Genomic DNA, 22,127 nt, shown 5'->3' on the forward strand with positions numbered 1-22,127 from the left:
GAAGAGATGAAAGAGAAACAGCAAAAGAAATCCTAGATGTTACAGAGGAATTTTCATTTACTTAGTGATTCTAACAATTGCTGATACTAGCGATTTAGTTCATTTGTTGTATAATAATGGGGAACAGCCGAATACTTATATAAGGATTCTGGCTATAGCGTTTCGCAAAAGATCCATTTTGTTAATGAAGTATATCCAAAATAAAATGCCCATCCAACTGTCAGAACGCGGATGTGCTGGTAATTTTCCTGCTGATTCTCCATAAGTTGAGAACTAGTGATTTTGCATGTGCTTCATTGGAATGGCTCGTAAATTTAGATAAAGAAGAAAATCGACATCTTTAAACTTGGATGTCATAAGAAGAGGTGAAATTTGTGAGTACCATTAAAATTATCCCATTAGGCGGCGTTCGCGAAAATGGAAAAAACATGTATGTCGCAGAAGTGGGCGAGGATATTTTCATATTAGATTGTGGGCTAAAATATCCTGAAAATGAGTTGCTGGGAATCGACGTCGTAATCCCAGATTTTACGTATTTAGAAGAAAACATTGATCGTGTAGCTGGTGTCTTTTTAACACACGGGCACGCAGATGCGATCGGGGCGCTTCCTTACTTGTTGTCGAAAATTTCTGTACCAGTATTTGGAACGGAGTTGACGATCGAGTTAGCAAAATTGAATGTCAGTCGTAACGAAGCAGCCAAAGGATTTAAGGATTTCCATGTGGTAGATGAGCATACAGAAATCGACTTTGGTGAAACAGTAGTGAGCTTTTTCCGTACCACTCACACGATACCAGATTCAGTGGGGATCAATCTGAAAACAAAAGAAGGTAGTATCGTTTATACGGGAGATTTTAAATTTGATCAAACGGCTATCCCGATGTATCAAACAGATTATGCACGATTGGCAGAAATCGGCAAAGAAGGAGTCTTAGCTTTACTGAGTGAATCGGCAAATGCAGAGAATCCTCAACCTGTAGCTTCTGAAGCTCAGATAGCTGATGAAGTATTTGATACGATCAAATATTGGGAAGGACGCATCATCGTCGCCTGTGTAGCAAGTAATTTGCAACGAGTGCAACAAGTATTGGACGCAGCAGAAAAAGCACAACGAAAAGTTGTCTTGACTGGTCAAGATTTCGAACGAATTATTCGAACAGCGATGCGTTTAGAAAAACTTCAATTACCAAGTGAAGATTTGCTTGTTACATTGAAAGACATGAAAAACTATGATCCAGAAGAACTAATCATTTTAGAAACTGGCCGAATGGGTGAACCCATCAAGTCTCTGCAAAAAATGGCAAACGGCACACACCGTAATGTCAAGATCGAAGAAGGGGATTTGGTTTATATCACTACTACGCCAAGCATCGCGATGGAAACAATCGTGGCGAAAACGGAAGATATCATTTATCGAGCTGGTGGAACAGTGAAATTGATTTCTGAGAATATGCGTGTTTCTGGTCATGCCAATCCTAATGATTTGCAATTGATGATCAATTTGATGAAGCCGACATATTTTGTGCCAGTTCAAGGGGAATATCGGGAATTAGCTGCTCACGCAGATTTGGCTCATGCAGTAGGGATGCCTTACAAAAATATCTATATTACTGGACGCGGAGATGTGCTGGAATATAAGAATAAACGTATGAGTGTTGCAGGAACTACAAGTGCAGAAAATGTAATGATTGATGGTTTAGGCATAGGCGATATCGGAAACATTGTTTTACGTGATCGGAAAATCTTATCAGAAGATGGGATTTTCGTAGCGGTTGTCACTATTAGCCGAAGAGAGAAGAAAATCATCTCAAAACCTCAAATCACTTCACGAGGATTCGTTTACGTAAAAGCTAGCCGTGATCTGATGAAAGAAAGTAGCAACATGATCGAAACGATCGTCGAGAAACATTTAGAAAGCAATGATTTTGAGTGGAGCAAATTAAAGCAAGATATTCGTGATCAATTAGGTCGTTACTTATTTGAACAAACAAAACGACGTCCTGTGATCTTGCCAGTCATCATGGAAGCTACTCAACGCCGAAATAAGAAATAAATAAATAAGAGTAAGATGGCTCTCTCTATAGAGTGCTCGTCTTGCTCTTTTTTTGAGGGAAACAAATGATTTTTGAATACAGTATCCCTCGTTTTATAATAAACGATAGAATAAAGGGAGTGGATCAATGATGAGTCAAACAAAAGTCGAACGTTATTTAGAAGAACAAAAAATCACCTATCAACCACTTGATTTTAGTCATATAGTAGAGGGATCTTTCACAGAAGAACTACAAAAAAGAGGGATTGATCCAGCTTTGATATGTAAAACTCTCGTAGTAAAAGGGAACAAAACTGGGGTGATCATCGCATTGATTCCTTTGAATGATCATTTAGATTATAAAAAAACGAGACAAGTGACGAAAGATCGTAAAGTCGGTTTTCCTGGAATGGATTTTGTATTAGCACATACAGGCTATCCTCACGGAGCGAATACCCCTATTGGAATAAAACTCGCACATCCTGATTATTGTTTTTTAGCAGACAGTTCTTTAAAAGAAAAAGAAGAAGTGATTGTGTCGAGCGGTGAAATCGGGAGAAGCCTCCAGATAAAAGTAGCTGATTTAGAAAAAATCGTCCATCCTATTTACGCTGATTTAATTAGTTAAGTGACGAGAAGAGGAGCCAAGCAGAGAGCTCAAACTTGAGATTATATCTGCTTGGTACTTGGTGCATCCTGTATTATCTGTTACAATTACTTTGTGCATACTGTACTATCAATCCAATGAAAATATATTTAGTAACTATATTTTTTCATTGATGTGCAAGTAATGAAATCGGTTTTAATAAAAAAGATACAGAGAAAACGTGAGGTGTAGAATATGAAAATTACGTATCATGGACATTCTTGTTTAACGATTGAAATGGAAAATGGCCAACGTGTGATGATTGACCCGTTTATTACAGGAAACCCATTGTCAGATTTAACTGCAGAAGAAGTAAAGACAGATTGGTTGCTGATTACTCATGGACATAGTGACCATATAGGAGATATGATCCCTATTGCAAAAGAAAATCAAGCCACGGTTATCAGTATTGTTGAGATCGCTGATTATGCAAATAGCAGAGGAGTAGATTCATTCGGTATGAATATCGGCGGAAAACATGCATTTCCATTCGGCACAGTAAAATTCGTCCATGCACAGCATAGTTCAAGCTATGAAGTAGATGGTATCGTTCAGTATATGGGTGAGCCTAGCGGAATCATTATCCAAGCAGAAGGCAAAACGATTTATCATGCAGGAGATACAGCTTATTTCAGTGATTTAGGATTGCTTGCAGAGGAATTCGATATTGATGTTGCTTTCTTGCCGATTGGTGATAACTATACGATGGGACCAGAGGATGCGGCTCGGGCTGCACAAACAATTCGTGCCAAGAAAGTCGTTCCAATCCATTACAATACGTTCCCTGTTATTGAACAAGATCCTGAATCTTTTGTAGCATTACTGGAAGATAGCGAAGGAAAAATAATGAGCGTCTCGGAAACGCTGGAAGTGTAGGCAGAAAATGGCGACAAAACATGATTTGATTTTAGAATATATTGAAAGTTTACCTGTGGGCAATCGAATTTCTGTAAGAAGCATCGCAAAAGAATTGAATGTCAGTGAAGGAACAGCGTACCGTGCAATCAAAGATGCGGAAAATGTCGGACTAGTTTCAACGATTCAACGAGTAGGTACGATTCGTATCGAACGTAAATTAAAAAAACATATTGAACGTTTGACATTTGGCGAAGTCGTCCGGATCATTGAGGGGGACGTTTTAGGTGGCTCGGCAGGATTAGACAAGGTCTTGAATAAATTCGTCATTGGTGCGATGACTAAACATGCCATGGAACGCTATATTACACCAGGCTCACTGATGATCGTCGGCAATCGGGCGGAAGTCCAAAAATTAGCATTGGAAGATGGCGCTGCAGTATTGATCACAGGCGGATTCAATACGACTGCTGAGATTGCAAAGCTAGCCGATGAACTTGAAATGCCAATCTTGCGCACTTCTTATGATACATTTACAGTCGCTACCATGATCAACCGAGTATTAAGTGACCAATTGATCAAAAAAGATATTATGCTTGTTAGCGATATCTACATGCCGGCAGAAAAGACACATTATTTGCATCAGATGGATACGATATCTGATTATCAACGTTTGTCAGAAGAAACGCAACATTCACGTTTTCCAGTCGTTAACCGCCATCACCGTTTGATGGGGATCGTTACGGCAAAAGACGTTTTAGGGAAATCACCAAATCAGATCATTGATCGAGTGATGACGAAAGAACCAATCAGTGTAAAGAAAACAATGAGTATTGCTTCTGTTAGCCATCAAATGATCTGGGATGGGCTGGAAGTCATGCCGGTCGTTTCCGATGACTTGACATTGGAAGGCTTGATTACCCGGCAAGATGTAATGAAAGCGATGCAGCTTGTCCAGCGACAACCGCAGATTGCAGATACGATTTCAGATCAGATATCTGGAAATATCCATACGATTGATACCGATCGTGAAGGGAACCGTTTGGAAAACCCTAAGTTCAAATTTGTAGTGACACCACAAATGGTCAATGGTGTTGGAACCATTTCTTTTGGTGTACTTAGCGAAATCATTTCTGATGTCGCACAAAAAACAATGGTGATGAACCAAAAACGAAATATCTTGATTGAACAAGTGAACCTACATTATTTGCGGCTGATCCAATTGGAAAGCGAGTTGGACATTCGTCCACGTGTATTGGAAATCGGCAGACGTTCCGCTAAATTGGATATCGAAGTATTTATTGAAAATACCATCGTTTCCAAAGCAATCGTTGTTTGTCAAGTAATGGAACGTTCTTAGAAAGCAGGAGTGAAATGACAGTACAGCAAGAAATAGTAGATACAATAAAAAAATACGATAAAATCATTATCCACAGGCATTTGCGCCCTGATCCTGATGCGTTAGGATCACAAGTAGGATTAGCTGAACTATTACGGGAAAGTTTCCCAGAAAAAGAAATACGACAAGTAGGTGAAACGATTGATGGTCTTCGCTTTTTAGCAGAAATGCAAGAGGTTGAAGATGCCTTCTATCAAGGAGCGCTAGTCATCGTGACCGATACAGCTAATTCACCCAGAATCAGTGATCAAAGATATCAGTTAGCAGAAAAGCTGATCAAAATCGATCATCATCCCAATGATGACCCTTATGGAGATCTTGTGTGGGTAAATACAAAAGCAAGCAGTTGTAGTGAGATGATTGCAGAATTTGCTTTGATGTTTCCTGAATTATTTAAGATGAACGTGGAAGCTGCACGGTTACTTTATGCGGGAATCGTCGGAGATACAGGGCGCTTTTTGTATCCCTCCACGACGTCCCGTACATTAGAGATTGCATCGATATTGAGAAATTATCCATTTGATGCAAGTGCTTTGAATAGAGAGATTGAGCAAATGCCGATGAAAGTCGCTAAACTTTCCGGTTATCTTTATCAAAATATCCAGGTGGATGAAAATGGTGCAGGAAGAATAATCCTTCCGGAAGAAATTCTTGATAAATATGGAATCGATGATTCAGAGACGGCTTCAATCGTTTCTCTTCCTGGAGTGATCGACGAAGTACTAGCTTGGGGTATTTTTGTTCAGCAGCCTTCAGGACATTACCGCGTACGCTTACGTTCTAAGGGACCAGTCATCAATGAATTAGCGAAACGCCATCATGGGGGAGGCCACCCATTAGCAAGTGGTGCGAATGCAAAAGATTTAGCAGAAGTAGAGGAAATCTATAAAGAGATTCAAGACATTTGCCAATCGTATAAGAGTAGAGAAACGAAGTAACAACTTCATTCGAAAACGTTCCTTTTGTGGTAAAAATCACAAATGTATCTTTTCAACATCTTCTTTTTCCGTTACAATAGTGCTCACTAAAGATTTTAAAGGAGAAAGAAGATGACATTACCAAATTGCCCAGAATGCGGCTCAGAGTACACATATGAAGATCGAGGTCTGTTGATTTGCCCAGAATGCGGGAACGAATGGAGCAAAGAAGAACAAAAAGCTGTCATAGAAGACGGATTAGTGGTATTAGATGCAAATGGAAACCGTCTGTCAGAAGGCGATAGCGTGACAGTGATCAAAGATTTGAAAGTAAAAGGTGCATCAGGTGCCATTAAACAAGGAACGAAAGTCAAAAACATCCGCTTAGTAGAAGGCGACCATAATATCGATTGTAAAGTAGAAGGATTTGGACCGATGAAACTGAAATCGGAATTTGTGAAAAAGAATTAAAGAATATTCAAGGTCTTTTCACATTCTTTTCTTGCTACTAATGATAAAATAAAGGAAACAAAAAGGAGTGAAACGACAATGTATGGTTATGGAATGTATGGTTTTTTAGATCCGACATTTCTTTTGGTCATTCTTGGATTAGTCATTTCCGGAATTGCGTCTGCTTATGTCAATAGTACTTTCCGCAAATATGATCAAGTGAGAAGCAAAAACAACGTGACTGGTACACAAGCAGCACAATATATATTGCAAAGCCAACAAATAAATAATGTTGGCGTTCAACAAATTGCCGGAGATCTCACAGATAACTACAATTCAGGTAATAAGATGCTGAGCCTGTCTCAAGCGACTGCGCAATCTACTTCAGTTGCTGCGATAGGTGTAGCAGCTCATGAATGCGGACATGCGGTGCAAGATGCTTCGGGGTATGTTCCATTGAAGATCCGTGCGGCACTTGTTCCCGCAGCTAACTTTGGTTCGATGATTTCGTTCCCATTGATTATGGTAGGTGTATTGCTTAGTTGGAACTCTACGTTGATCAATATCGGGATTTTTGCTTTTTCTTTAGCGTTACTCTTCCAATTGGTGACATTACCAGTTGAATTCAACGCATCTCGTCGAGCAATCCAAATTTTGAGTGAAGGCGGACTGCTGACGGAAGAAGAAGTACCGATGGCAAGACACGTATTGTTTGCAGCGGCATTGACTTACGTTGCAGCGGCGCTTTCGACATTCTTGCAACTACTGCGTCTGATTTTATTGTTTGGCGGTAACCGAAGAGATTAACATAAAGAGGCTGGGACAGAAGCGTTTTACTCCAAGAAATAAGAAGGAATTCACGAAAATTGCTTTTCAAATTTTTGTGAATTTCAGCTTATTTCCGAAGGAGTTGCTTCTGCTTCCGTCGTTTATACGTGTTTAGAGCGTGAGACAAAAGTGTTCTTTACTTTTGTCCCACGCTCTTTGTTTTATTCTCATATCTTTTTTTCATATACAGTTCTTGAATCGCTTTTATCAACTCACCGAATAATACTGTATCGTGGTTTGTATCTAGATAGAAAGTTTCCGTTTCAGCTGATATTTTCTCATGCTGATCTGTAATAATCAAATCAGCATGTTCAGGATATTCGATAATCTTGATTGCTTCATTGCGAAATAGTTTCTGTAAATGACTTTGCAGATGGTAATTCCCTGTGAATGGTTTGGTTATCTGCAAGTGGATGAGTAATTGTTCTTTCATTTCTGTTTGTAATAAGTGTTGGATCAATTGACTAAGGTATTGACTTAATTGAACTTTTTTTCTAGAGTTTGAAAAAATTGTGTCGATTTTTTCTCTTAATTTTTTTTCCTGTATAAAAGAAGCTGTTTGATTGGAGGTAGTTTCTGGAAAGCAGAGTGTAGAAAAGCTACTGCTAGATTCACCTAACAGTTCCAAAAGAATAACTGCTAGTACGAGAAAATAAAAATAGATCGGTTTTTTGTCTTCCAAATGATTGATAGGAAACTGTTGAGTTAAGTAAGTCATCAATTGATCGACTTGTTGGCAAATAAGGTTTTTGCTTGTGGAAAATAAGAAACCAATCACCTGTTTTTGTTGGAATGAAATTTGATTTGGAAAAAAACAATAGAAAAAATAATTGAAGTAGGCTCTTTCCGTTTCTACCTCTTCACAGGGATAAATCGCTGAAAAAGAAGTAAAGCATTCTGAATAATCATGTGTACGCTGCAACAAATCCATTAATTCAGTAATTTCAGGAGAAATTTTCGAAAAACGTGCCTGTTGTCTGTTACGACATATGAATAAAGCAAGTAATAAATAGATGTTTTTTTCTTGTTTTGGATTTTTTTCTCTGTGCTCATCCTTACTTTTCTTTTTTAGTGTATTTAATTCAAGAGAGGAAAACGGCCAATCGTCTCCTTCGAATGTATCTGAAAGAAAAAAATAAAGATAAAGGCGGATAGATAATTCGTTTCCTTCAAGAACACAGCAGTTTTGTACAGATACGATCCTTAAATGGAATTTATTTAATGAATGATTGAGCTGTTTTGTCAGCTTTTCGAGATAGGAGGGCGATATATAAAGTTGTTCAAGTAAATACTTTTTTGGTACAGCAGATTGTGGATAATTGATCAGCAACATTAAATAATTAAAACGATTGGATTCTTGTAGGTAGCGTAATCTTAACTTATAAAAAACAGCTAGCTTTTTAGGTTGATCGGTTTCTTTGGTGTAGATCTCTCCTTTATGGTTAGAATAAATAAATTCCTCCATCAATAAAAATTGCTTGAGCGAAAAATTTACTTTCCGAATCAACTCTTTGATTGTTCGTTTTGGAATATGCAATTCATTGGCTAATTCCTGTAAAGAACAATTTTTTTTTTGAATGACCCTGTGCAGAACAAGCAACTCTTTTTTTCTTGCTTCAATTAACATAATAGCCTCCTTTTATTCTGTTTTTGTATATAGTTAGACAAAAACTGTGAGTGGAAAGTCATTTCAGTGTGTGTTATTCTCACAGAGTAACGCCTTTTGTTTGTATATATTGTTATTTAAATCTAGTTATCACCTTGTTTATTCTATTGTTTATTTCATAGGATGTTTTGTCAAGGCTTTCTTGTATAAGAAGTAAATATACTTGATTTTTAATGGATATATCTAAAGTGATTATGAAGGTTATCAGTGATTATTTCGCTATTTTTTTAATATTGTATGTTATTTATTAGAGGGTAGTTGAAGAGGGAAGGAGGTAAGAATAATGGGGAGAGTAACGAATTATAGTAAAGAATACTTGCTGTTCAAAAGTATGGTATATGTGGAAGAATATGGAATGAAATCAATTACTGCAAGAGATCTGGCGGATTTCTGCGGGTGCTCTACATATCCGATTTATACACATTTCAAATCGATCAGCGGGTTAAAGGAGAAAATATTAGAAGAAATCACTGTTTGCTTTGAACGATACTTAGCTGAATGCAATTCCAATGATGTTCTAAGCACGGTCTACTTGCTGAAAGATTTTTTTTCTATCCATGAAAGTATCCGTGGAATCATTGCAAAATCTGAATTAGACATGAATTCGCTATTTAAACGGCCATTTTTCTCATACATCAAAAGCCACACGAAAATCAAAGAAGAAAAGTTGCTTGAATTGCTTTGGCTTAATGCATTGGGAAGTTTAAGCTCAGATAATTTTTCTCAAGATTTTTTTGAAACGATGAACGCTGTTTGGGATAAAAACGAGGTGACGGATGAATACTTGGAAAGTATCTTAAAGGACCAGTTATCTTAGGAAGCAACATGAAAAAGTAGATCAGCCACCTTTATTTTTCGTAAAAAAGATTGTAAAATGTCTAACGAAACATTTGAATGAAGGAGGAAGCTACAACGTTACCACAGCAATTTATCAAAAAATACCGTCTTCTTTTAGGCGAAGAATCAACTGAATTTTTTTGCGCACTTGAGCAAGGAAGCGCAAAAAAAGGATTTCGGTGGAATCCACTAAAACCGGCAGGATTGGCTATGGTTCAAACTTACCATAGCGAAGAATTGCAACCCGCTCCCTACAGCAATGAGGGATTTCTTGGCACTGTGAATGGAAAGTCTTTCCTCCATCAAGCTGGGTACGAATATAGCCAAGAACCAAGTGCAATGATCGTTGGAACAGTTGCTGCAGCAAAACCCGGAGAAAAAGTGTTGGATTTGTGTGCGGCTCCCGGCGGTAAATCGACCCAATTAGCTGCTCAAATGAGAGGCAAAGGGTTATTAGTGTCAAATGAGATATTTCCGAAACGCGCGAAGATCCTATCAGAAAATATAGAACGATGGGGAGTTTCGAACGCAATAGTGACAAATCATGCACCTGCAGAGCTTGTTCCTCATTTTTCCGGTTTTTTTGATCGAATCGTGGTTGATGCGCCTTGTTCAGGGGAAGGGATGTTCAGAAAAGACCCGAATGCAGTAAAAGAGTGGACAGAAGAATCTCCGCTACACTGTCAAAAACGTCAGCAAGAGATTTTGTCTTCAGCAATAAAGATGCTAAAACATGAAGGGCAGCTGATCTACTCTACTTGTACGTTTGCACCAGAAGAAAATGAAGAGATTATTAGCTGGCTTGTAGAAAATTATCCAGTAACAATTGAAGAAATCCCTTTGTCTCAAACCGTTAGTTCAGGACGTCCTGAATGGGGAAGCGTAGATGGTTTGGACAAAACAGTACGTATATGGCCTCATGAAAATCAAGGAGAAGGGCATTTTGTCGCAAAGTTGACTTTTCATGGACAAAACCCGACGTGTAAAGAAAAGAAAGTACGTAAGAAACGGAAAGAACAATTGACAAAAGAACAGGAAAAACTTTGGACGGAATTTTCAATGGATTTCCATTATGAAATCACTGGGAGACTTTTAGTGTTCAACGATCATCTTTGGGAAGTTCCTGAGTTGCTCCCTTCTCTTGATGGTTTGAAAGTCATGCGTACAGGTTTGCATTTAGGAGATTTCAAAAAGAATCGATTTGAACCTAGCTATGCCTTAGCACTTGCTATGAAAAAGACAGAAAACATCCCTTGTTTGTCGATCACTCAAAAGGAATGGCAATCTTACACAGCAGGAGAAACATTTCAACGTGATGGGGATCAAGGATGGGTTTTATTAGTATTGGATAAGATACCTGTCGGTTTTGGTAAACAAGTAAAAGGAACAGTAAAGAACTTTTTTCCTAAAGGATTAAGATTTCGCTGATTTCGATGAGTGGATTAGTTCGTTTATTTTTTTGTCTATGCTATGATTGAAGTAGATAAAAAGGAGCTGATACTTATGAAAACATCAACAAAAGTAACAATTGGATTAAGCGTAGCAGCCGCTGCCAGTGTAGCGACAGCAGTCGTCGTATCGGGAAAAGTAATGGAAAAGATCCATCATATGACTACTCGGACAAAAGTAAAAAAATTCGTCCATGACAAATTCGATGGAAATGAAAAATTGATGGAAATCGTAGATGATCTGTCAGATAGTGACTTGGATTCTTTGATGGGGATGTTAGCAAAAATAAAATCAGGAAAAAAGAAAATCTCTGTTTACGGTGATTCCATCAAAGACTCAACCGAAGACGTAAAAGATCGCCTTATGCATTTTGTTGAAAAAATGATGTAAGAGAAACTAGCTTTTGAACACTATTCATTCGAAATAAGGGGTTGTGACAAAATTTTTGTCATAACCCCTTTAACTTATCTTTAATCATGTTCATGAATCAATAAAAGGTAGCAAAACAGTAAATCATTGGCTTTTTTTAGATTGAAACCTGATTGTTCTTGAAATTTTTCGATTCGATATTTTAGCGTATTCCGATGAAGAAACAATGTTTTTGCAGCAGAGCTGACATTACCTAATTCATTCCATAATTCTTGAATGATCTCTTCCATTTCATTTTGTTTGATCAGTTCTATGTAACTTTTGATCAACGCACTATCTTTTATGACATCTTTTGTATAGTAATGTAAAGCAACATCTTGCATAGAAAAAGTACGGCTGTGAGTATAGAGATTGTTTTGCTCTGTTAAAAAAATTCTTCTTTCTTCAGCAAACAAAGGGACAAGGTCGCTACCTGGTGAATGAAAAGAACCAACGAATACAGACGTTGTCGTATCAAAATCAGCATCTAAAGATAGAAAAATACCATTGATCTCAGCAGCATCAAGATAATCACAATTTTTTTGTTCGATCAAGAGAGCATCAGTATCTGTATAAAAGAAGAAATCAGCAGAATAGCGAAATAATTCCAAAATAGTATCTTGCCATTCTTTTTTTAAGAATTCTCCTTTCGATTCGACGTGAAGCTGGATCAAGCGAAAGCTTTTTTCTTGGATGCAAGAAGCATCTTTAAAAAGATAGTGATACCATGGATGTTTTTTTTGATCGCTGACTATAGGGAATAACGCTTTCAAAAGACTAGTTTCTTGTTGGGATAGTGAATCGCTTTTGATCCAAATAAAAGCATCATCAACTGCAAAAGAAAGGATATCAGCTTCTGACGCTGGACAGCTTTTTTTCTGTGCTTGTGGGTAAAGAGCAAGTAATTTATTCATTTTCATCTTGTTCACCTCTTGTATTTATTTTACCATAGAAAAAAAAGTTAGTTACAGCCTTTTTGTCATATGCTAAAGTAAAACAAGAAAAAACAAAGGCAGGGAAGGATAATTGGTTAATACAAATCTTGATGCAGTAGATAAAGAAAAATGGATGCGCCTTGCATTGGCAGAAGCAAAAAAAGCAGAAGTGCTCCATGAGGTTCCGATTGGAGCAGTGGTTGTATTAGAGGGAGAAGTAATTGGAAAAGGATATAACCTTAGAGAAACGACACAAGATGCTACTACACATGCAGAAATGCTTGCAATCAAGGAAGCCTGTGAAAAAGTTGGAAGTTGGCGCTTAGAAAATGCGTCTCTTTTTGTTACCTTGGAACCTTGTCCTATGTGCAGTGGCGCGATGATTTTGTCTCGTGTAGCAGAAGTTTATTTCGGTGCATATGACCCGAAAGGCGGAACAGCCGGCACTTTGATGAATCTTTTGGAAGACGAACGATTCAACCATCAAGCGTATGTAGAAGGTGGCATTTTAGAAGACGAATGCGGGATGATTTTGACTGACTTTTTTCGAAAGCTACGTCAGCGAAAAAAGAAATTAAAAAAAGACTAGTCAACGAATGAAAAATAAGGTATACTATTCTTTGCCGAAAGGCTAGGACAATGGTGGGCTTGTGAAGCGTGTCAGGTCTGGAAGGAAGCAGCACTAAGCAGGTTCCGCCATGTGTCTGATTATAATGAAACGACGACAGACTTTCGGGTCTGTTTTTTTTTTTTATTTCTAGAAATAATTAGGCTATAAAACTGAATGGTTTTTCGTTCTTTTAGCCAGACTATTTTATCGAATATTATACTTATGTAATTTGCTTTTAGGCAGGAAAAGCTCTGAAATGGAGCTTGTTTCAATGGAAGAAAAAGCTGCCTGTGGTATGATGAAGATAAAGAGAGGCGAGAGGACACATGGAAAAAATAGTGATTTTACATACGAATGATCTGCATTCACATTTAGAAAATTGGCCAAGGATCAGAAGATTCTTAGATCAGCGTAAACGAGAAAACGAAAAGAAAGAAAATACAACAACGATTACAGTCGATCTAGGTGATTTTGTGGATCGTTGGCATCCATTATCAGAGGCAACGAATGGACAGGCGAATATCTTGCTGATGAATGAAGTTGGTTATGATGCAGCGACGATAGGAAACAATGAAGGCGTAGGAAATTCCAAAGAAGATCTAAATCATTTATATGATCATGCTGAGTTTGATATCATCCTTGATAACTTGTTCGATAAAAATACGTTGCAGCCACCGATATGGACGAAACCGTATAAAATCATTACAACGAAACACCAGACAAAAATTGGCTTGATTGCATTTACTGCCCCGTTCCCGCTTACGTATAATCCAAATGGCTGGGACATACGCAATCCATATGATATTTTGCCGGAATTAGTCGAAGATTTACGTCCACAAGTGGATGTTTTAGTTTTGATGAGTCATCTCGGGATTCAAGATGATTTACAAATTGCAAAAGAAATACCAGCAATTGATGTTATTTTAGGTTCGCACACCCATCATTTATTCAGAGAAGGTCATGTAGTCAACGATGTCCAAATAGCAGCAGCTGGCAAATACGGTCAGTATGTGGGAGAAGTCCATTTAACCATCGATGAAGAAAAAAAAATCCTTAAGCATTCGGCCAAAGCCATCCCTACAGAAACAATGACAGCTTTTACAGAAGATGAACAAGAGGTAAACGGTTACTTAGAACAGGGGCATGAGCTGCTAAAAGAAAAAGAAGTAGCGGATTTGCCGTTTTCTTTAAGCCTAGATATCTTCAGTGAGCATTCGTTTATCCAAGTAGCCCTTGAGGCGGTGAAAGAACGAGGAAAGACGGACGCCGCAATATTAAACAGTGGTCTGTTTTTAACTGAAATTCCAAAAGGACGGGTCAATCAAGATCAGCTTCACACGGCATTGCCACATCCAATGCACTTGCTGAATGTCACATTGGGTGGAAATGATCTGATTCGTTTAGTTTTAGAAATAGAAAAAAATCGTCTTTTTTTACGTAACTATCCGATGAAGGGAATGGGATTTCGCGGCAAGATTTTTGGACAGATGGTCTATAATGGAATCACGTATGATTCTGTTAACCACCAAGTCTTTTGGAAGAACAAGCCAGTCGATCCGACTAAAAATTATACTTTTACTACCGTCGATCATCTAATGTTTGTCCCATTTTTTCCAACGATCGAAATTGTTGGAAAAAATGAATTTTTGTTTCCTGAATTTATCCGAAGCGTGGTAGGAGATTACTTGAAAGCTCACTACCCAATCAAATAAAAACAAGGTATAATAAAAAAGATAGGTGGTGAACGCATGTCTGCAAAACAAAATGAACAGCAGAACGTTGAGCATAAAACAGAAATTGCTAAGAAAAAATCATCAGCTGAACAGGAAAAAACAGTCACAGAAGAATTGACAGCTGCTTTGGAAGAAATCGTCGAGGAGCCGAAAGCAGAAAAAGTCAAAGGTGAATTAGTGACGCTGTTAGATGACAGTAATTTTTTGGTAGGCGAAAGACATTATCGGCTTGTGTCCGATTATCGTGAAGGATTTAATGCAGAAAAACTGGGAGAACGATACAGTGATGTATTAGCCCGATATGATTATATCGTAGGAGATTGGGGTTATGAACAACTACGTTTAAAAGGATTCTTCCGAGCGGATAATCGACGGGCGCATCCGGATCAGCGAATTGATTCATTGGAAGACTATCTTTACGAATATTGCAATTTTGGTTGTGCGTATTTTGTCATCGAAAGAATCGGCGGTAAAAAAGAAAAGACAACTCAGCGCCGAAAAAAGAAAAAAAACCATAATCGTGCGTATATCGATGAGAAAAAAGGACCAGTCACATCGAATCGCAAAAAAACGGTTATTAAAAACCGAAAAACAGAGTCAGCAAAAACCTCTGAAAAAGTAAAAAAACAGGAACAATCTAAACAAGTGGAAAAAACAAAAACAGCATTTACGATAAGAAAAAGGGAAGAGTAGTGGATGAATGGATTATAAAGGATATTTAATTGATTTAGACGGGACGATTTATCGCGGGACGGAACCTATACCGGCAGGAAAACGGTTTGTGGAAGAATTACAAAAAAGGAAATTGCCTTTCTTATTTGTTACGAATAACACGACTAAGTCGCCAGAAACAGTGGCTAATCGTCTAGCAGATGAGTTTGACATTCATGTAGCACCAGAAACAGTTTATACAGCTACTTTGGCTACAATTGATTTCATGAAAACAGATGGAAAAGGAAAAAAAGTGTATGTTATCGGAGAAGCCGGATTGATTGACTTGATTTTAGCTGCCGGATTTACATGGGAAGAAGAGGTTCCTGACTATGTAGTAGTAGGGCTAGATAATTATTTGACCTATGAAAAGGTCGTCAAAGCAACTCTTGCTATTCAAAAAGGGGCTACTTTCATTGGAACGAATCCGGATAAGAATATACCTACAGAACGAGGTCTTCTTCCTGGAGCTGGGTCAGTCATCTCTTTCGTCGAGACAGCAACCCAAACTCCACCAATTTATATCGGAAAACCAGAAGCAATCATTATGGATAAAGCCGTTGAAGTATTAGGTCTGCAAAAAGAAGAAGTAATCATGGTTGGAGATAACTATGAAACAGATATCCAAGCAGGGATACGTAATAATATCGATACTTTGCTCGTTTTATCAGGTTTCACAAAAGAAGAAGATGTACCTGGGCTGCCTATCCCAGCTACCTATGTGAAACGATCATTGGATGAATGGAGCTTCTAATATGAAAAATTCGAGATGGCGGTGGTTGGAATATGCCGGATTATTCAGCCTGTTTCTGACGCTGATCAGTTTGGCAGTTGGAGTGACGATCAATTTTCGACCGCTGTATGTATTTGATATCGGACATTTGCATATTTTGGATTATACTTCTTTAGACCAAGAGACATTACTGAAAAATTTTGATCACCTGATGAATTATCTTAATAATCCCTTCCAAACAGTCCTCAGTTTGCCGGACTTTCCAGTTTCTGCTAGCGGCGCTCATCATTTTTATGAAGTGAAAATTTTGTTTTTAGTGGATTATGCTGTATTTTTCATCACTCTGATCCCAAGTATTTTGTTTATCAGATATTTGCAAAAGAATGATCGTCTTTGGCGATTGATTCGTCCGTTTCAGATTGGCATGTTGCTGCCAGTTATTTTCGTTTTTTTCATGATGATTGGATTTGATCGCTTTTTTATCCTTTTTCATGAAACGTTTTTCAACAACGATGACTGGTTATTCGATCCTGTAACTGATCCAATCATCAATGTACTTCCAGAAGAATTTTTCATGCATAGCTTTATCTTGTTCTTTGTAGTATTAGAAGTATTTTTTGCTATTTTTCTTTTCTTAGGGAAAAATAGTTTGAAACAAACAAAAAAGAAAGAACTCGTCTAAATAGACGTTTTCTTTCTTTTTTTGATTTATTGAGTAAGTCGACTTCTTTTTTCTGGTTCTTTGTGTGCTAATCGACTGGCAGCAGCAGCGGCGATTGCTCCGACGATATCATCTAAGAAGGTATGGACATGAACGCCATCGTGGCTGTTTAGTTCTTTTAAAATACCAGGTTTCACTTTATCGATATAGCCATAGTTCGTAAAGCCAATCGTACCGTAAACATTCACGATTGATAAAGCTAAGATCTCATCGATACCGTAAAGACCTTCGTCATCTTCGATAATGTGTTGCAACGGATCCATCAATCTTTTCTTTTCTGCTAATATATCTAATTGGATTCCGGTGATAATGGCGTTATGTACTTCACGTTTTGTTAATACGCTGTTGACACTTTCAGTACAATCTGCCAAAGTCAAATCAGAAATATAGTCTTTTTGTAAAAACATGACAAGTTGTGCGATATCTTCTACAGTTACGCCACGTTCCTTCAATAGTTCTCTTGCTTTTTCTTCTAAAGTCTCAGTTTTGACGACCATATTATTGCTCCCCCTTTATTTTTTCTTTCTCTATTTCATGTTAACGGAACATGAAAAAAATGCAAGAAACTGCTTTCGGATCTCGCGTGAAATGCAGAGGAATCTAAAAAATCAACTAGGACGAAGATTTTTATCATATAAGCTTGTGCTGTGACCAGGCTGAGTCCGTTCTTTTGGATTAATGTAGTGTAAAGCATTGTTCACTGCGGTAGGTGCTTCACCGAGCCCAGTAGCAATCAGTTTCACTTTTCCTTCATAGGTACAGATATCACCAGCTGCATAAACACCTGGAATAGAAGTAGACATATCTGATTTTACAGTGATGGCATTTCTGGTACTATCAAGTCCCCAAGAAGAGAGATGTTCTAAATTAGAAGTGAATCCATAATTGACGATCAGAGCATCAATCATCAAATCAATTGTTTCATCGCTCTTCACTTTTTTTAAGCGGATATCTGACAGTTCTCCATCGTTTCCAGACAATCCATCGATTAGATATGGAGTAAGCAAGTTGACAGATGAAGACTTCAAACGTGATACGCTATGTTCATGCGCACGGAATTCCGGACGACGATGGATCAGGTAAACTTCGCTTGCAATAGGCTCCAACATCAATGCCCAATCGATAGCAGAATCGCCGCCTCCAGCAATAGCAACTTTTTTTCCGGCATATTTCATCAAATCATTTACGAAATAATCCAATCCGTGGTTTTCGAATGCTTCAGCATTATCTAAATTCAATTTTCTTGGCTGGAATGAACCATTTCCTAAAGCTAAAATGACTGCTTTAGAATAATGTATGCCTTTATTTGTAGTGATCTCGATAACTTCGTCTTCACGAGTAAGCGAGAGAACTTCTTCTTTTAAATGAAATGTATGGTTAAAAGTAGTTAACTGTTTTTCTAATTGATCGATTAATTCACTTGCTTTGATTGCTGGATAACCTGGGATATCGTAAATATATTTTTCAGGATATAATGTTGCTAATTGACCACCAAGTTGAGGTAGACTGTCAATGATTTTTGTTTTAGCTTGGCGCATTCCTGCATAAAAAGCGGCAAACATCCCCACAGGACCTGCACCGATAATTGTAATGTCATAGATTTCCATAAAAAATTCCTCCCTTTTCACACTATAGCAGAATTTAATTGAGAATGCTTCTCAAAAATATTTGAAGTTGAAATGGTCAGTCATAGAATTTATTCATGGAATGCAGGCAGTGATGAAAAAATAAAGAAAAACAAATCTAGTATTTTTACGGAAGGTTAGGTATTATGTTATTATTATTTATGAAGTATGCAAATAATAGGAGGAAACAATATGGGATTCCCACAACTAGATTTAAAAAGTGAAAAAGGACCAAAAGCTGTTATCAAAACAAACCGTGGTGATATTACTGTTCAATTATTCCCTGAACTAGCACCGAAGACGGTTCAAAATTTCATTGAACTTTCCAAAAAAGGTTATTATGATGGCGTGATTTTTCACCGTGTTATTCCTGATTTCATGATTCAAGGCGGCGATCCAACTGGAACAGGAATGGGTGGAGAAAGTATTTATGGAGAAAGTTTTGAAGATGAATTCAGTCGTGAACTGTTCAACCTTCGCGGAGCTTTATCTATGGCAAATTCAGGTCCAAACACAAACGGAAGCCAATTCTTTATTGTAAATAACACAAATGTGCCAGCTAATATGCTTGGACAATTAGAAGGTGCTGGATTCCCATCAGAAATCATTGAAGCGTATAAAGGTGGCGGAACCCCTTGGTTAGATTTCCGACATACAGTCTTTGGACATGTACTGGAAGGAATGGATACAGTAGATGAAATTGCAAATGTGCAACGTGGTCCACAAGACCGCCCTGTACATGATGTAGTGATAGAAACAATTGAAATTTCAGAATAGTTTGGTATGATACGGAGCAATTATAGAAAAGGACGAAACCTAGTAAGGTCTCGTCCTTTTACTTTGATAACTGATTTATTCGATTGTTTCTAAAGCGTGCTTGATTCGATGAAGTCCTTCTAGTAAAGTTTCTTCTGGACAAGCAATATTCAAGCGCATATGTCCATGACCGGAAGGCCCAAATGTGATATCAGGATTTAATACGACCTTTCCTTTTCTCACTAGAGTGTTCTCTAATTTCTGGTCGTCTGAAATATAAGCGGTAAAATCCAACCACATTAAATAAGTTCCTTCAGGGTTCATTATTCTCACTTTCGGAAGATGCTGTTCAAAAAACTGATTAACTGTTTGAACATTTTTTTCTAGATAAGGAATCAGTTGACTTAACCATTCTCCACCGGTCTCATAAGCCGCTTGAGTCCCAATCAAACCAAAAGTGTTGATTTCGTGCTGTTGATTCATCACTAGATGTTTTTCAAATTTATCTTTCAGCTCTGGATTTTTGATAAATACCATTGAATTTTTGATTGCAGCTAAATTGAAAGTCTTTGTTGCAGAAGTAAAGGCAATGAGCAAATCGTCCAAATCGGGATTAATCGTCAGCATGGAAGTAAATGTATGATCGAATAAAGTCAAATCTTGATGGATTTCGTCACTAAACAGAAACACTCGATGTTTTAAACACAATTCGCTTAACTGTTTCAATTCTTCTTTGTTCCAAACGCGACCTCCTGGATTATGAGGATTGCACAAGATCATTGCTTTTACATTGTTTTCTTCTATTTTTTTCTCCATGTCAGAAAAGTCCATGACAAAATGATTATTTTTTTCTAGCAAAGAGCTTCGAACAATGTGACGTTGATTTGTTTCTATAATAGAGGAAAATGGAGGATAAACTGGGTCGTGAACCAAAATAGAATCACCTGGTTTTGTAAAAGTTTGTACTGCTGCAGCTAAACTAGTCAACACACCACTTGTAAAAACAATATTTTCTTTCGTCAACTCAACAGCATGGCGTTGACGTTCCCAATGAATGATAGCCTGATAGAGTTTATCAGACAGAGTGGCATAACCAAAGATTCCGTGTTTGATGTATTCACTAAACGCATTAGCTACCCCCTCGGGAGATAAGAAATCCATATCTGCTACCCACAAAGGAAGTAAATCATCCATTTGATATGTCTCGGCAATCGCGTCCCATTTTACACTTTCTGTATCTTTTCTTGAAATCTTTTTATCAAATTCGATCATCTCAATACCTCCAGTCATTTTCGTCGCTTCTTTTTTTGAGCTATTTACAGTATAATGATAAATGCGAAGAGAGGGAAGTAGATGACTTATAAAATTGGACAAATAATTGAAGGAAAAGTAACAGGGATACAGCCTTATGGGGCATTCGTCTCTCTTGATAATGAGACGCAAGGACTTATTCATGTTTCGGAAGTACAATCCGGTTATACGAAAAATATCCATTCATTGTTAAAAGTCGGGCAGCCAGTAACCGTTCAGATCATCGACATTGATGAATATTCCAAAAAAATCAGTTTATCTTTAAGAACATTAGAAAAAACAAATCCAGCTGTTCCTTATCGTAGAAAAAGATATTTCACGAATAAAAATCGTAAAATCGGTTTTGCTACTATTGCGGAGCAGTTACCTATTTGGATAGAAGAAGCGTTATCTGAATTAGAACGGAAAGAAAATAAGAAATAAAAAGTGTGTATTTTTTCTGAAAATGTGCTAGAATTTTTATGTAAGCCATAGAACAAGGTGATCGAGGTGGAAATTTTGGCAAGCAAAAGAGTTGCTGGTACAATTATGTTGCATTTGGAGGATGGTTCTAAAAAATTTTTGGTCCATTCAATTGATGACAAGTTGGAATTTGCGTTAGCGGAACTTTCTGAAGGGAAGACTGGTTTAGCGAATATACTTAATTTCTTAAAAGAAATAGTTCATATCGATGTTAGCAAGATTAGTTTGATGGAATTGACAAATACACATATTAATCAGGAAAATGTTCCGTTGTTTGTCTTTGAGACTGAACAAAAGAATCAAAGAGAAGAATTAGGCGAAGGATATATTTGGGAAGAACCAGGTCAAATGCGCTCTGTTCTTGGAACTTACGAAGTAGAGGGAGTGCCTTTCTTCTAAAATACAGATTAAGCGAACAAAGAAGTTTGAATTTTTTTCAAACTTCTTTTTTTATTGTTTGATCCAGAAAAGACATTGAAATGTTCTGCTATAGATAATTTTTTAGTGAATTTTGTTTTCAAAATATGTAGAAAACGTTTGTATAACGAATAATAATAATTGATCGAAAAATCATTTCACAAAGTAATGCTTAATTTATAGTTGACCGAGGAAGAAATACATGATAAATTTAACAGCGTTGATTCTGGAAGTGGACGTTATATCACGTTTCTGAAAAAAACTTAAAAAATAGTTATTGACATGTTGATAATGACATGATAAGATAACTGAGTCGTTAAAAAAGAACAACTTGCGAAGCTCGATTCTATCGAAAAAAACTTCAAAAAAAGTTCTTGACAAATAACAAACAATAAGTTATGATAAATGAGTTGCTGAAAGATTTCGAAAAACGAAATCGAAAAAAACTTTTAAAAAAGAGTTGACAATCACTTGTCGCTCTGATATGATATAAAAGTTGCTACGGCAGCCAAAAACAAATCGGAAAAACACTTCCGATGAAGTAGACCTTTGAAAACTGAACAAAGTAAGACAAACCAAATGTGTAGGGCGTCTTGATTCAATTCAAGACAACAAACATTTTTAA

23 protein-coding genes and 1 other RNA gene are annotated in these 22,127 nt (G+C 37.3%); 19 read left to right on the top strand and 5 right to left on the bottom strand.

Going from position 1 to position 22,127, the window contains the following annotated elements; genetic code table 11:
* The first annotated feature begins 374 nt into the window (after positions 1-374).
* The 7 genes from KFO35_RS08835 (at position 375) to KFO35_RS08865 (ending at position 7,107) form a co-directional block, all read left to right on the top strand.
* Positions 375-2,054 carry a ribonuclease J gene (locus KFO35_RS08835; protein WP_002287130.1) on the top strand — a complete coding sequence of 560 codons (1,680 nt, stop codon included), beginning with the start codon at positions 375-377 and terminating at the stop codon, positions 2,052-2,054.
* A 127-nt stretch (positions 2,055-2,181) separates the two neighbouring features.
* Positions 2,182-2,661 carry a YbaK/EbsC family protein gene (locus tag KFO35_RS08840; protein ID WP_002315783.1) on the top strand — a complete coding sequence of 160 codons (480 nt, stop codon included), beginning with the start codon at positions 2,182-2,184 and terminating at the stop codon, positions 2,659-2,661.
* A gap of 213 nt (positions 2,662-2,874) precedes the next feature.
* Positions 2,875-3,555 (top strand): metal-dependent hydrolase, encoded by a 681-nt coding sequence (locus KFO35_RS08845; protein WP_002291020.1) that lies wholly within the window; start codon positions 2,875-2,877, stop codon positions 3,553-3,555.
* Positions 3,556-3,562: 7 nt separating this feature from the next.
* Positions 3,563-4,894 (top strand): DRTGG domain-containing protein, encoded by a 1,332-nt coding sequence (locus tag KFO35_RS08850; protein WP_002315784.1) that lies wholly within the window; start codon positions 3,563-3,565, stop codon positions 4,892-4,894.
* A 14-nt stretch (positions 4,895-4,908) separates the two neighbouring features.
* The gene (locus KFO35_RS08855) at positions 4,909-5,871 is read left to right on the top strand and encodes a DHH family phosphoesterase (protein ID WP_002315785.1); all 963 of its coding nucleotides are present in this window, start codon (positions 4,909-4,911) and stop codon (positions 5,869-5,871) included.
* Between the two features lie 111 nt (positions 5,872-5,982).
* Positions 5,983-6,321 carry a zinc ribbon domain-containing protein YjdM gene (locus KFO35_RS08860; protein ID WP_002315786.1) on the top strand — a complete coding sequence of 113 codons (339 nt, stop codon included), beginning with the start codon at positions 5,983-5,985 and terminating at the stop codon, positions 6,319-6,321.
* Between the two features lie 78 nt (positions 6,322-6,399).
* Positions 6,400-7,107, top strand: coding sequence for a zinc metallopeptidase (locus tag KFO35_RS08865; RefSeq protein WP_002287139.1), 708 nt, complete (start codon positions 6,400-6,402; stop codon positions 7,105-7,107).
* A gap of 157 nt (positions 7,108-7,264) precedes the next feature.
* Here KFO35_RS08865 and KFO35_RS08870 read toward each other — a convergent pair whose 3' ends face one another.
* Positions 7,265-8,755: a helix-turn-helix domain-containing protein gene (locus KFO35_RS08870; RefSeq protein ID WP_070704724.1), complete on the bottom strand. Its 1,491-nt coding sequence runs from the start codon at positions 8,753-8,755 to the stop codon at positions 7,265-7,267.
* Between the two features lie 319 nt (positions 8,756-9,074).
* Between KFO35_RS08870 and KFO35_RS08875 the strand changes: the two genes are divergently transcribed.
* The 3 genes from KFO35_RS08875 (at position 9,075) to KFO35_RS08885 (ending at position 11,470) form a co-directional block, all read left to right on the top strand.
* Complete coding sequence (locus KFO35_RS08875; RefSeq protein ID WP_025477330.1) at positions 9,075-9,611, top strand: TetR/AcrR family transcriptional regulator; 537 nt, start codon at positions 9,075-9,077, stop codon at positions 9,609-9,611.
* 77 nt (positions 9,612-9,688) lie between these two features.
* Positions 9,689-11,059, top strand: a complete 1,371-nt coding sequence (locus KFO35_RS08880; RefSeq protein WP_002315789.1) for an RsmF rRNA methyltransferase first C-terminal domain-containing protein — start codon at positions 9,689-9,691, stop codon at positions 11,057-11,059.
* A 75-nt stretch (positions 11,060-11,134) separates the two neighbouring features.
* Positions 11,135-11,470: a hypothetical protein gene (locus KFO35_RS08885; protein ID WP_002291007.1), complete on the top strand. Its 336-nt coding sequence runs from the start codon at positions 11,135-11,137 to the stop codon at positions 11,468-11,470.
* An 80-nt stretch (positions 11,471-11,550) separates the two neighbouring features.
* On the opposite strand, the gene KFO35_RS08890 is transcribed toward KFO35_RS08885, so the two are convergent.
* Positions 11,551-12,408 carry a helix-turn-helix domain-containing protein gene (locus KFO35_RS08890; protein ID WP_156271994.1) on the bottom strand — a complete coding sequence of 286 codons (858 nt, stop codon included), beginning with the start codon at positions 12,406-12,408 and terminating at the stop codon, positions 11,551-11,553.
* A gap of 106 nt (positions 12,409-12,514) precedes the next feature.
* Between KFO35_RS08890 and tadA the strand changes: the two genes are divergently transcribed.
* The 6 genes from tadA (at position 12,515) to KFO35_RS08920 (ending at position 16,892) form a co-directional block, all read left to right on the top strand.
* On the top strand, positions 12,515-13,012 hold the full coding sequence (gene tadA, locus KFO35_RS08895) for a tRNA adenosine(34) deaminase TadA (protein ID WP_002291003.1): 498 nt from the start codon (positions 12,515-12,517) through the stop codon (positions 13,010-13,012).
* A gap of 39 nt (positions 13,013-13,051) precedes the next feature.
* An RNA gene (gene ffs, locus KFO35_RS08900) (signal recognition particle sRNA small type) lies at positions 13,052-13,138 on the top strand.
* A 221-nt stretch (positions 13,139-13,359) separates the two neighbouring features.
* Entirely contained in the window at positions 13,360-14,745 is a 1,386-nt protein-coding gene (locus KFO35_RS08905; RefSeq protein ID WP_002291001.1) for a bifunctional metallophosphatase/5'-nucleotidase, read from the top strand.
* A gap of 36 nt (positions 14,746-14,781) precedes the next feature.
* Complete coding sequence (locus KFO35_RS08910; RefSeq protein ID WP_070704731.1) at positions 14,782-15,459, top strand: YutD family protein; 678 nt, start codon at positions 14,782-14,784, stop codon at positions 15,457-15,459.
* Positions 15,460-15,466: 7 nt separating this feature from the next.
* Complete coding sequence (locus tag KFO35_RS08915) at positions 15,467-16,231, top strand: TIGR01457 family HAD-type hydrolase (RefSeq protein ID WP_002290999.1); 765 nt, start codon at positions 15,467-15,469, stop codon at positions 16,229-16,231.
* 1 nt (position 16,232) lies between these two features.
* Entirely contained in the window at positions 16,233-16,892 is a 660-nt protein-coding gene (locus tag KFO35_RS08920) for a TIGR01906 family membrane protein (RefSeq protein ID WP_156271996.1), read from the top strand.
* Positions 16,893-16,918: 26 nt separating this feature from the next.
* Here KFO35_RS08920 and KFO35_RS08925 read toward each other — a convergent pair whose 3' ends face one another.
* Positions 16,919-17,428, bottom strand: a complete 510-nt coding sequence (locus KFO35_RS08925; protein WP_002290997.1) for a phosphatidylglycerophosphatase A family protein — start codon at positions 17,426-17,428, stop codon at positions 16,919-16,921.
* 111 nt (positions 17,429-17,539) lie between these two features.
* Positions 17,540-18,538 (bottom strand): NAD(P)/FAD-dependent oxidoreductase, encoded by a 999-nt coding sequence (locus KFO35_RS08930; RefSeq protein ID WP_002315792.1) that lies wholly within the window; start codon positions 18,536-18,538, stop codon positions 17,540-17,542.
* A 210-nt stretch (positions 18,539-18,748) separates the two neighbouring features.
* On the opposite strand from KFO35_RS08930, the gene KFO35_RS08935 reads away from it, so the two are divergent.
* The gene (locus KFO35_RS08935) at positions 18,749-19,333 is read left to right on the top strand and encodes a peptidylprolyl isomerase (protein WP_002290993.1); all 585 of its coding nucleotides are present in this window, start codon (positions 18,749-18,751) and stop codon (positions 19,331-19,333) included.
* A gap of 75 nt (positions 19,334-19,408) precedes the next feature.
* Here KFO35_RS08935 and KFO35_RS08940 read toward each other — a convergent pair whose 3' ends face one another.
* Positions 19,409-20,602: a MalY/PatB family protein gene (locus KFO35_RS08940; protein WP_181728961.1), complete on the bottom strand. Its 1,194-nt coding sequence runs from the start codon at positions 20,600-20,602 to the stop codon at positions 19,409-19,411.
* A gap of 63 nt (positions 20,603-20,665) precedes the next feature.
* Here KFO35_RS08940 and KFO35_RS08945 point away from each other — a divergent pair, with 63 nt between their 5' ends.
* Both KFO35_RS08945 and KFO35_RS08950 read left to right on the top strand, forming a co-directional pair.
* The gene (locus tag KFO35_RS08945) at positions 20,666-21,046 is read left to right on the top strand and encodes a CvfD/Ygs/GSP13 family RNA-binding post-transcriptional regulator (protein ID WP_002290989.1); all 381 of its coding nucleotides are present in this window, start codon (positions 20,666-20,668) and stop codon (positions 21,044-21,046) included.
* A 75-nt stretch (positions 21,047-21,121) separates the two neighbouring features.
* Complete coding sequence (locus KFO35_RS08950; protein ID WP_002310196.1) at positions 21,122-21,484, top strand: hypothetical protein; 363 nt, start codon at positions 21,122-21,124, stop codon at positions 21,482-21,484.
* The last annotated feature ends 643 nt before the right edge of the window (positions 21,485-22,127 follow it).

Source organism: Enterococcus lactis, from assembly GCF_015751045.1.
Taxonomy (GTDB): domain Bacteria; phylum Bacillota; class Bacilli; order Lactobacillales; family Enterococcaceae; genus Enterococcus_B; species Enterococcus_B lactis.

Coding starts and splice junctions, on each gene's coding strand:
- KFO35_RS08840 (WP_002315783.1), top strand. CDS start 2,182: ATGATGAGTCAAACAAAAGTCGAACGTTATTTAGAAGAACAAAAAATC.
- KFO35_RS08845 (WP_002291020.1), top strand. CDS start 2,875: ATGAAAATTACGTATCATGGACATTCTTGTTTAACGATTGAAATGGAA.
- KFO35_RS08850 (WP_002315784.1), top strand. CDS start 3,563: ATGGCGACAAAACATGATTTGATTTTAGAATATATTGAAAGTTTACCT.
- KFO35_RS08855 (WP_002315785.1), top strand. CDS start 4,909: ATGACAGTACAGCAAGAAATAGTAGATACAATAAAAAAATACGATAAA.
- KFO35_RS08860 (WP_002315786.1), top strand. CDS start 5,983: ATGACATTACCAAATTGCCCAGAATGCGGCTCAGAGTACACATATGAA.
- KFO35_RS08865 (WP_002287139.1), top strand. CDS start 6,400: ATGTATGGTTATGGAATGTATGGTTTTTTAGATCCGACATTTCTTTTG.
- KFO35_RS08870 (WP_070704724.1), bottom strand. CDS start 8,755: ATGTTAATTGAAGCAAGAAAAAAAGAGTTGCTTGTTCTGCACAGGGTC.
- KFO35_RS08880 (WP_002315789.1), top strand. CDS start 9,689: ATGAAGGAGGAAGCTACAACGTTACCACAGCAATTTATCAAAAAATAC.
- KFO35_RS08885 (WP_002291007.1), top strand. CDS start 11,135: ATGAAAACATCAACAAAAGTAACAATTGGATTAAGCGTAGCAGCCGCT.
- KFO35_RS08890 (WP_156271994.1), bottom strand. CDS start 12,408: ATGAAAATGAATAAATTACTTGCTCTTTACCCACAAGCACAGAAAAAA.
- KFO35_RS08905 (WP_002291001.1), top strand. CDS start 13,360: ATGGAAAAAATAGTGATTTTACATACGAATGATCTGCATTCACATTTA.
- KFO35_RS08910 (WP_070704731.1), top strand. CDS start 14,782: ATGTCTGCAAAACAAAATGAACAGCAGAACGTTGAGCATAAAACAGAA.
- KFO35_RS08915 (WP_002290999.1), top strand. CDS start 15,467: ATGGATTATAAAGGATATTTAATTGATTTAGACGGGACGATTTATCGC.
- KFO35_RS08920 (WP_156271996.1), top strand. CDS start 16,233: ATGAAAAATTCGAGATGGCGGTGGTTGGAATATGCCGGATTATTCAGC.
- KFO35_RS08925 (WP_002290997.1), bottom strand. CDS start 17,428: ATGGTCGTCAAAACTGAGACTTTAGAAGAAAAAGCAAGAGAACTATTG.
- KFO35_RS08930 (WP_002315792.1), bottom strand. CDS start 18,538: ATGGAAATCTATGACATTACAATTATCGGTGCAGGTCCTGTGGGGATG.
- KFO35_RS08935 (WP_002290993.1), top strand. CDS start 18,749: ATGGGATTCCCACAACTAGATTTAAAAAGTGAAAAAGGACCAAAAGCT.
- KFO35_RS08940 (WP_181728961.1), bottom strand. CDS start 20,602: ATGACTGGAGGTATTGAGATGATCGAATTTGATAAAAAGATTTCAAGA.
- KFO35_RS08945 (WP_002290989.1), top strand. CDS start 20,666: ATGACTTATAAAATTGGACAAATAATTGAAGGAAAAGTAACAGGGATA.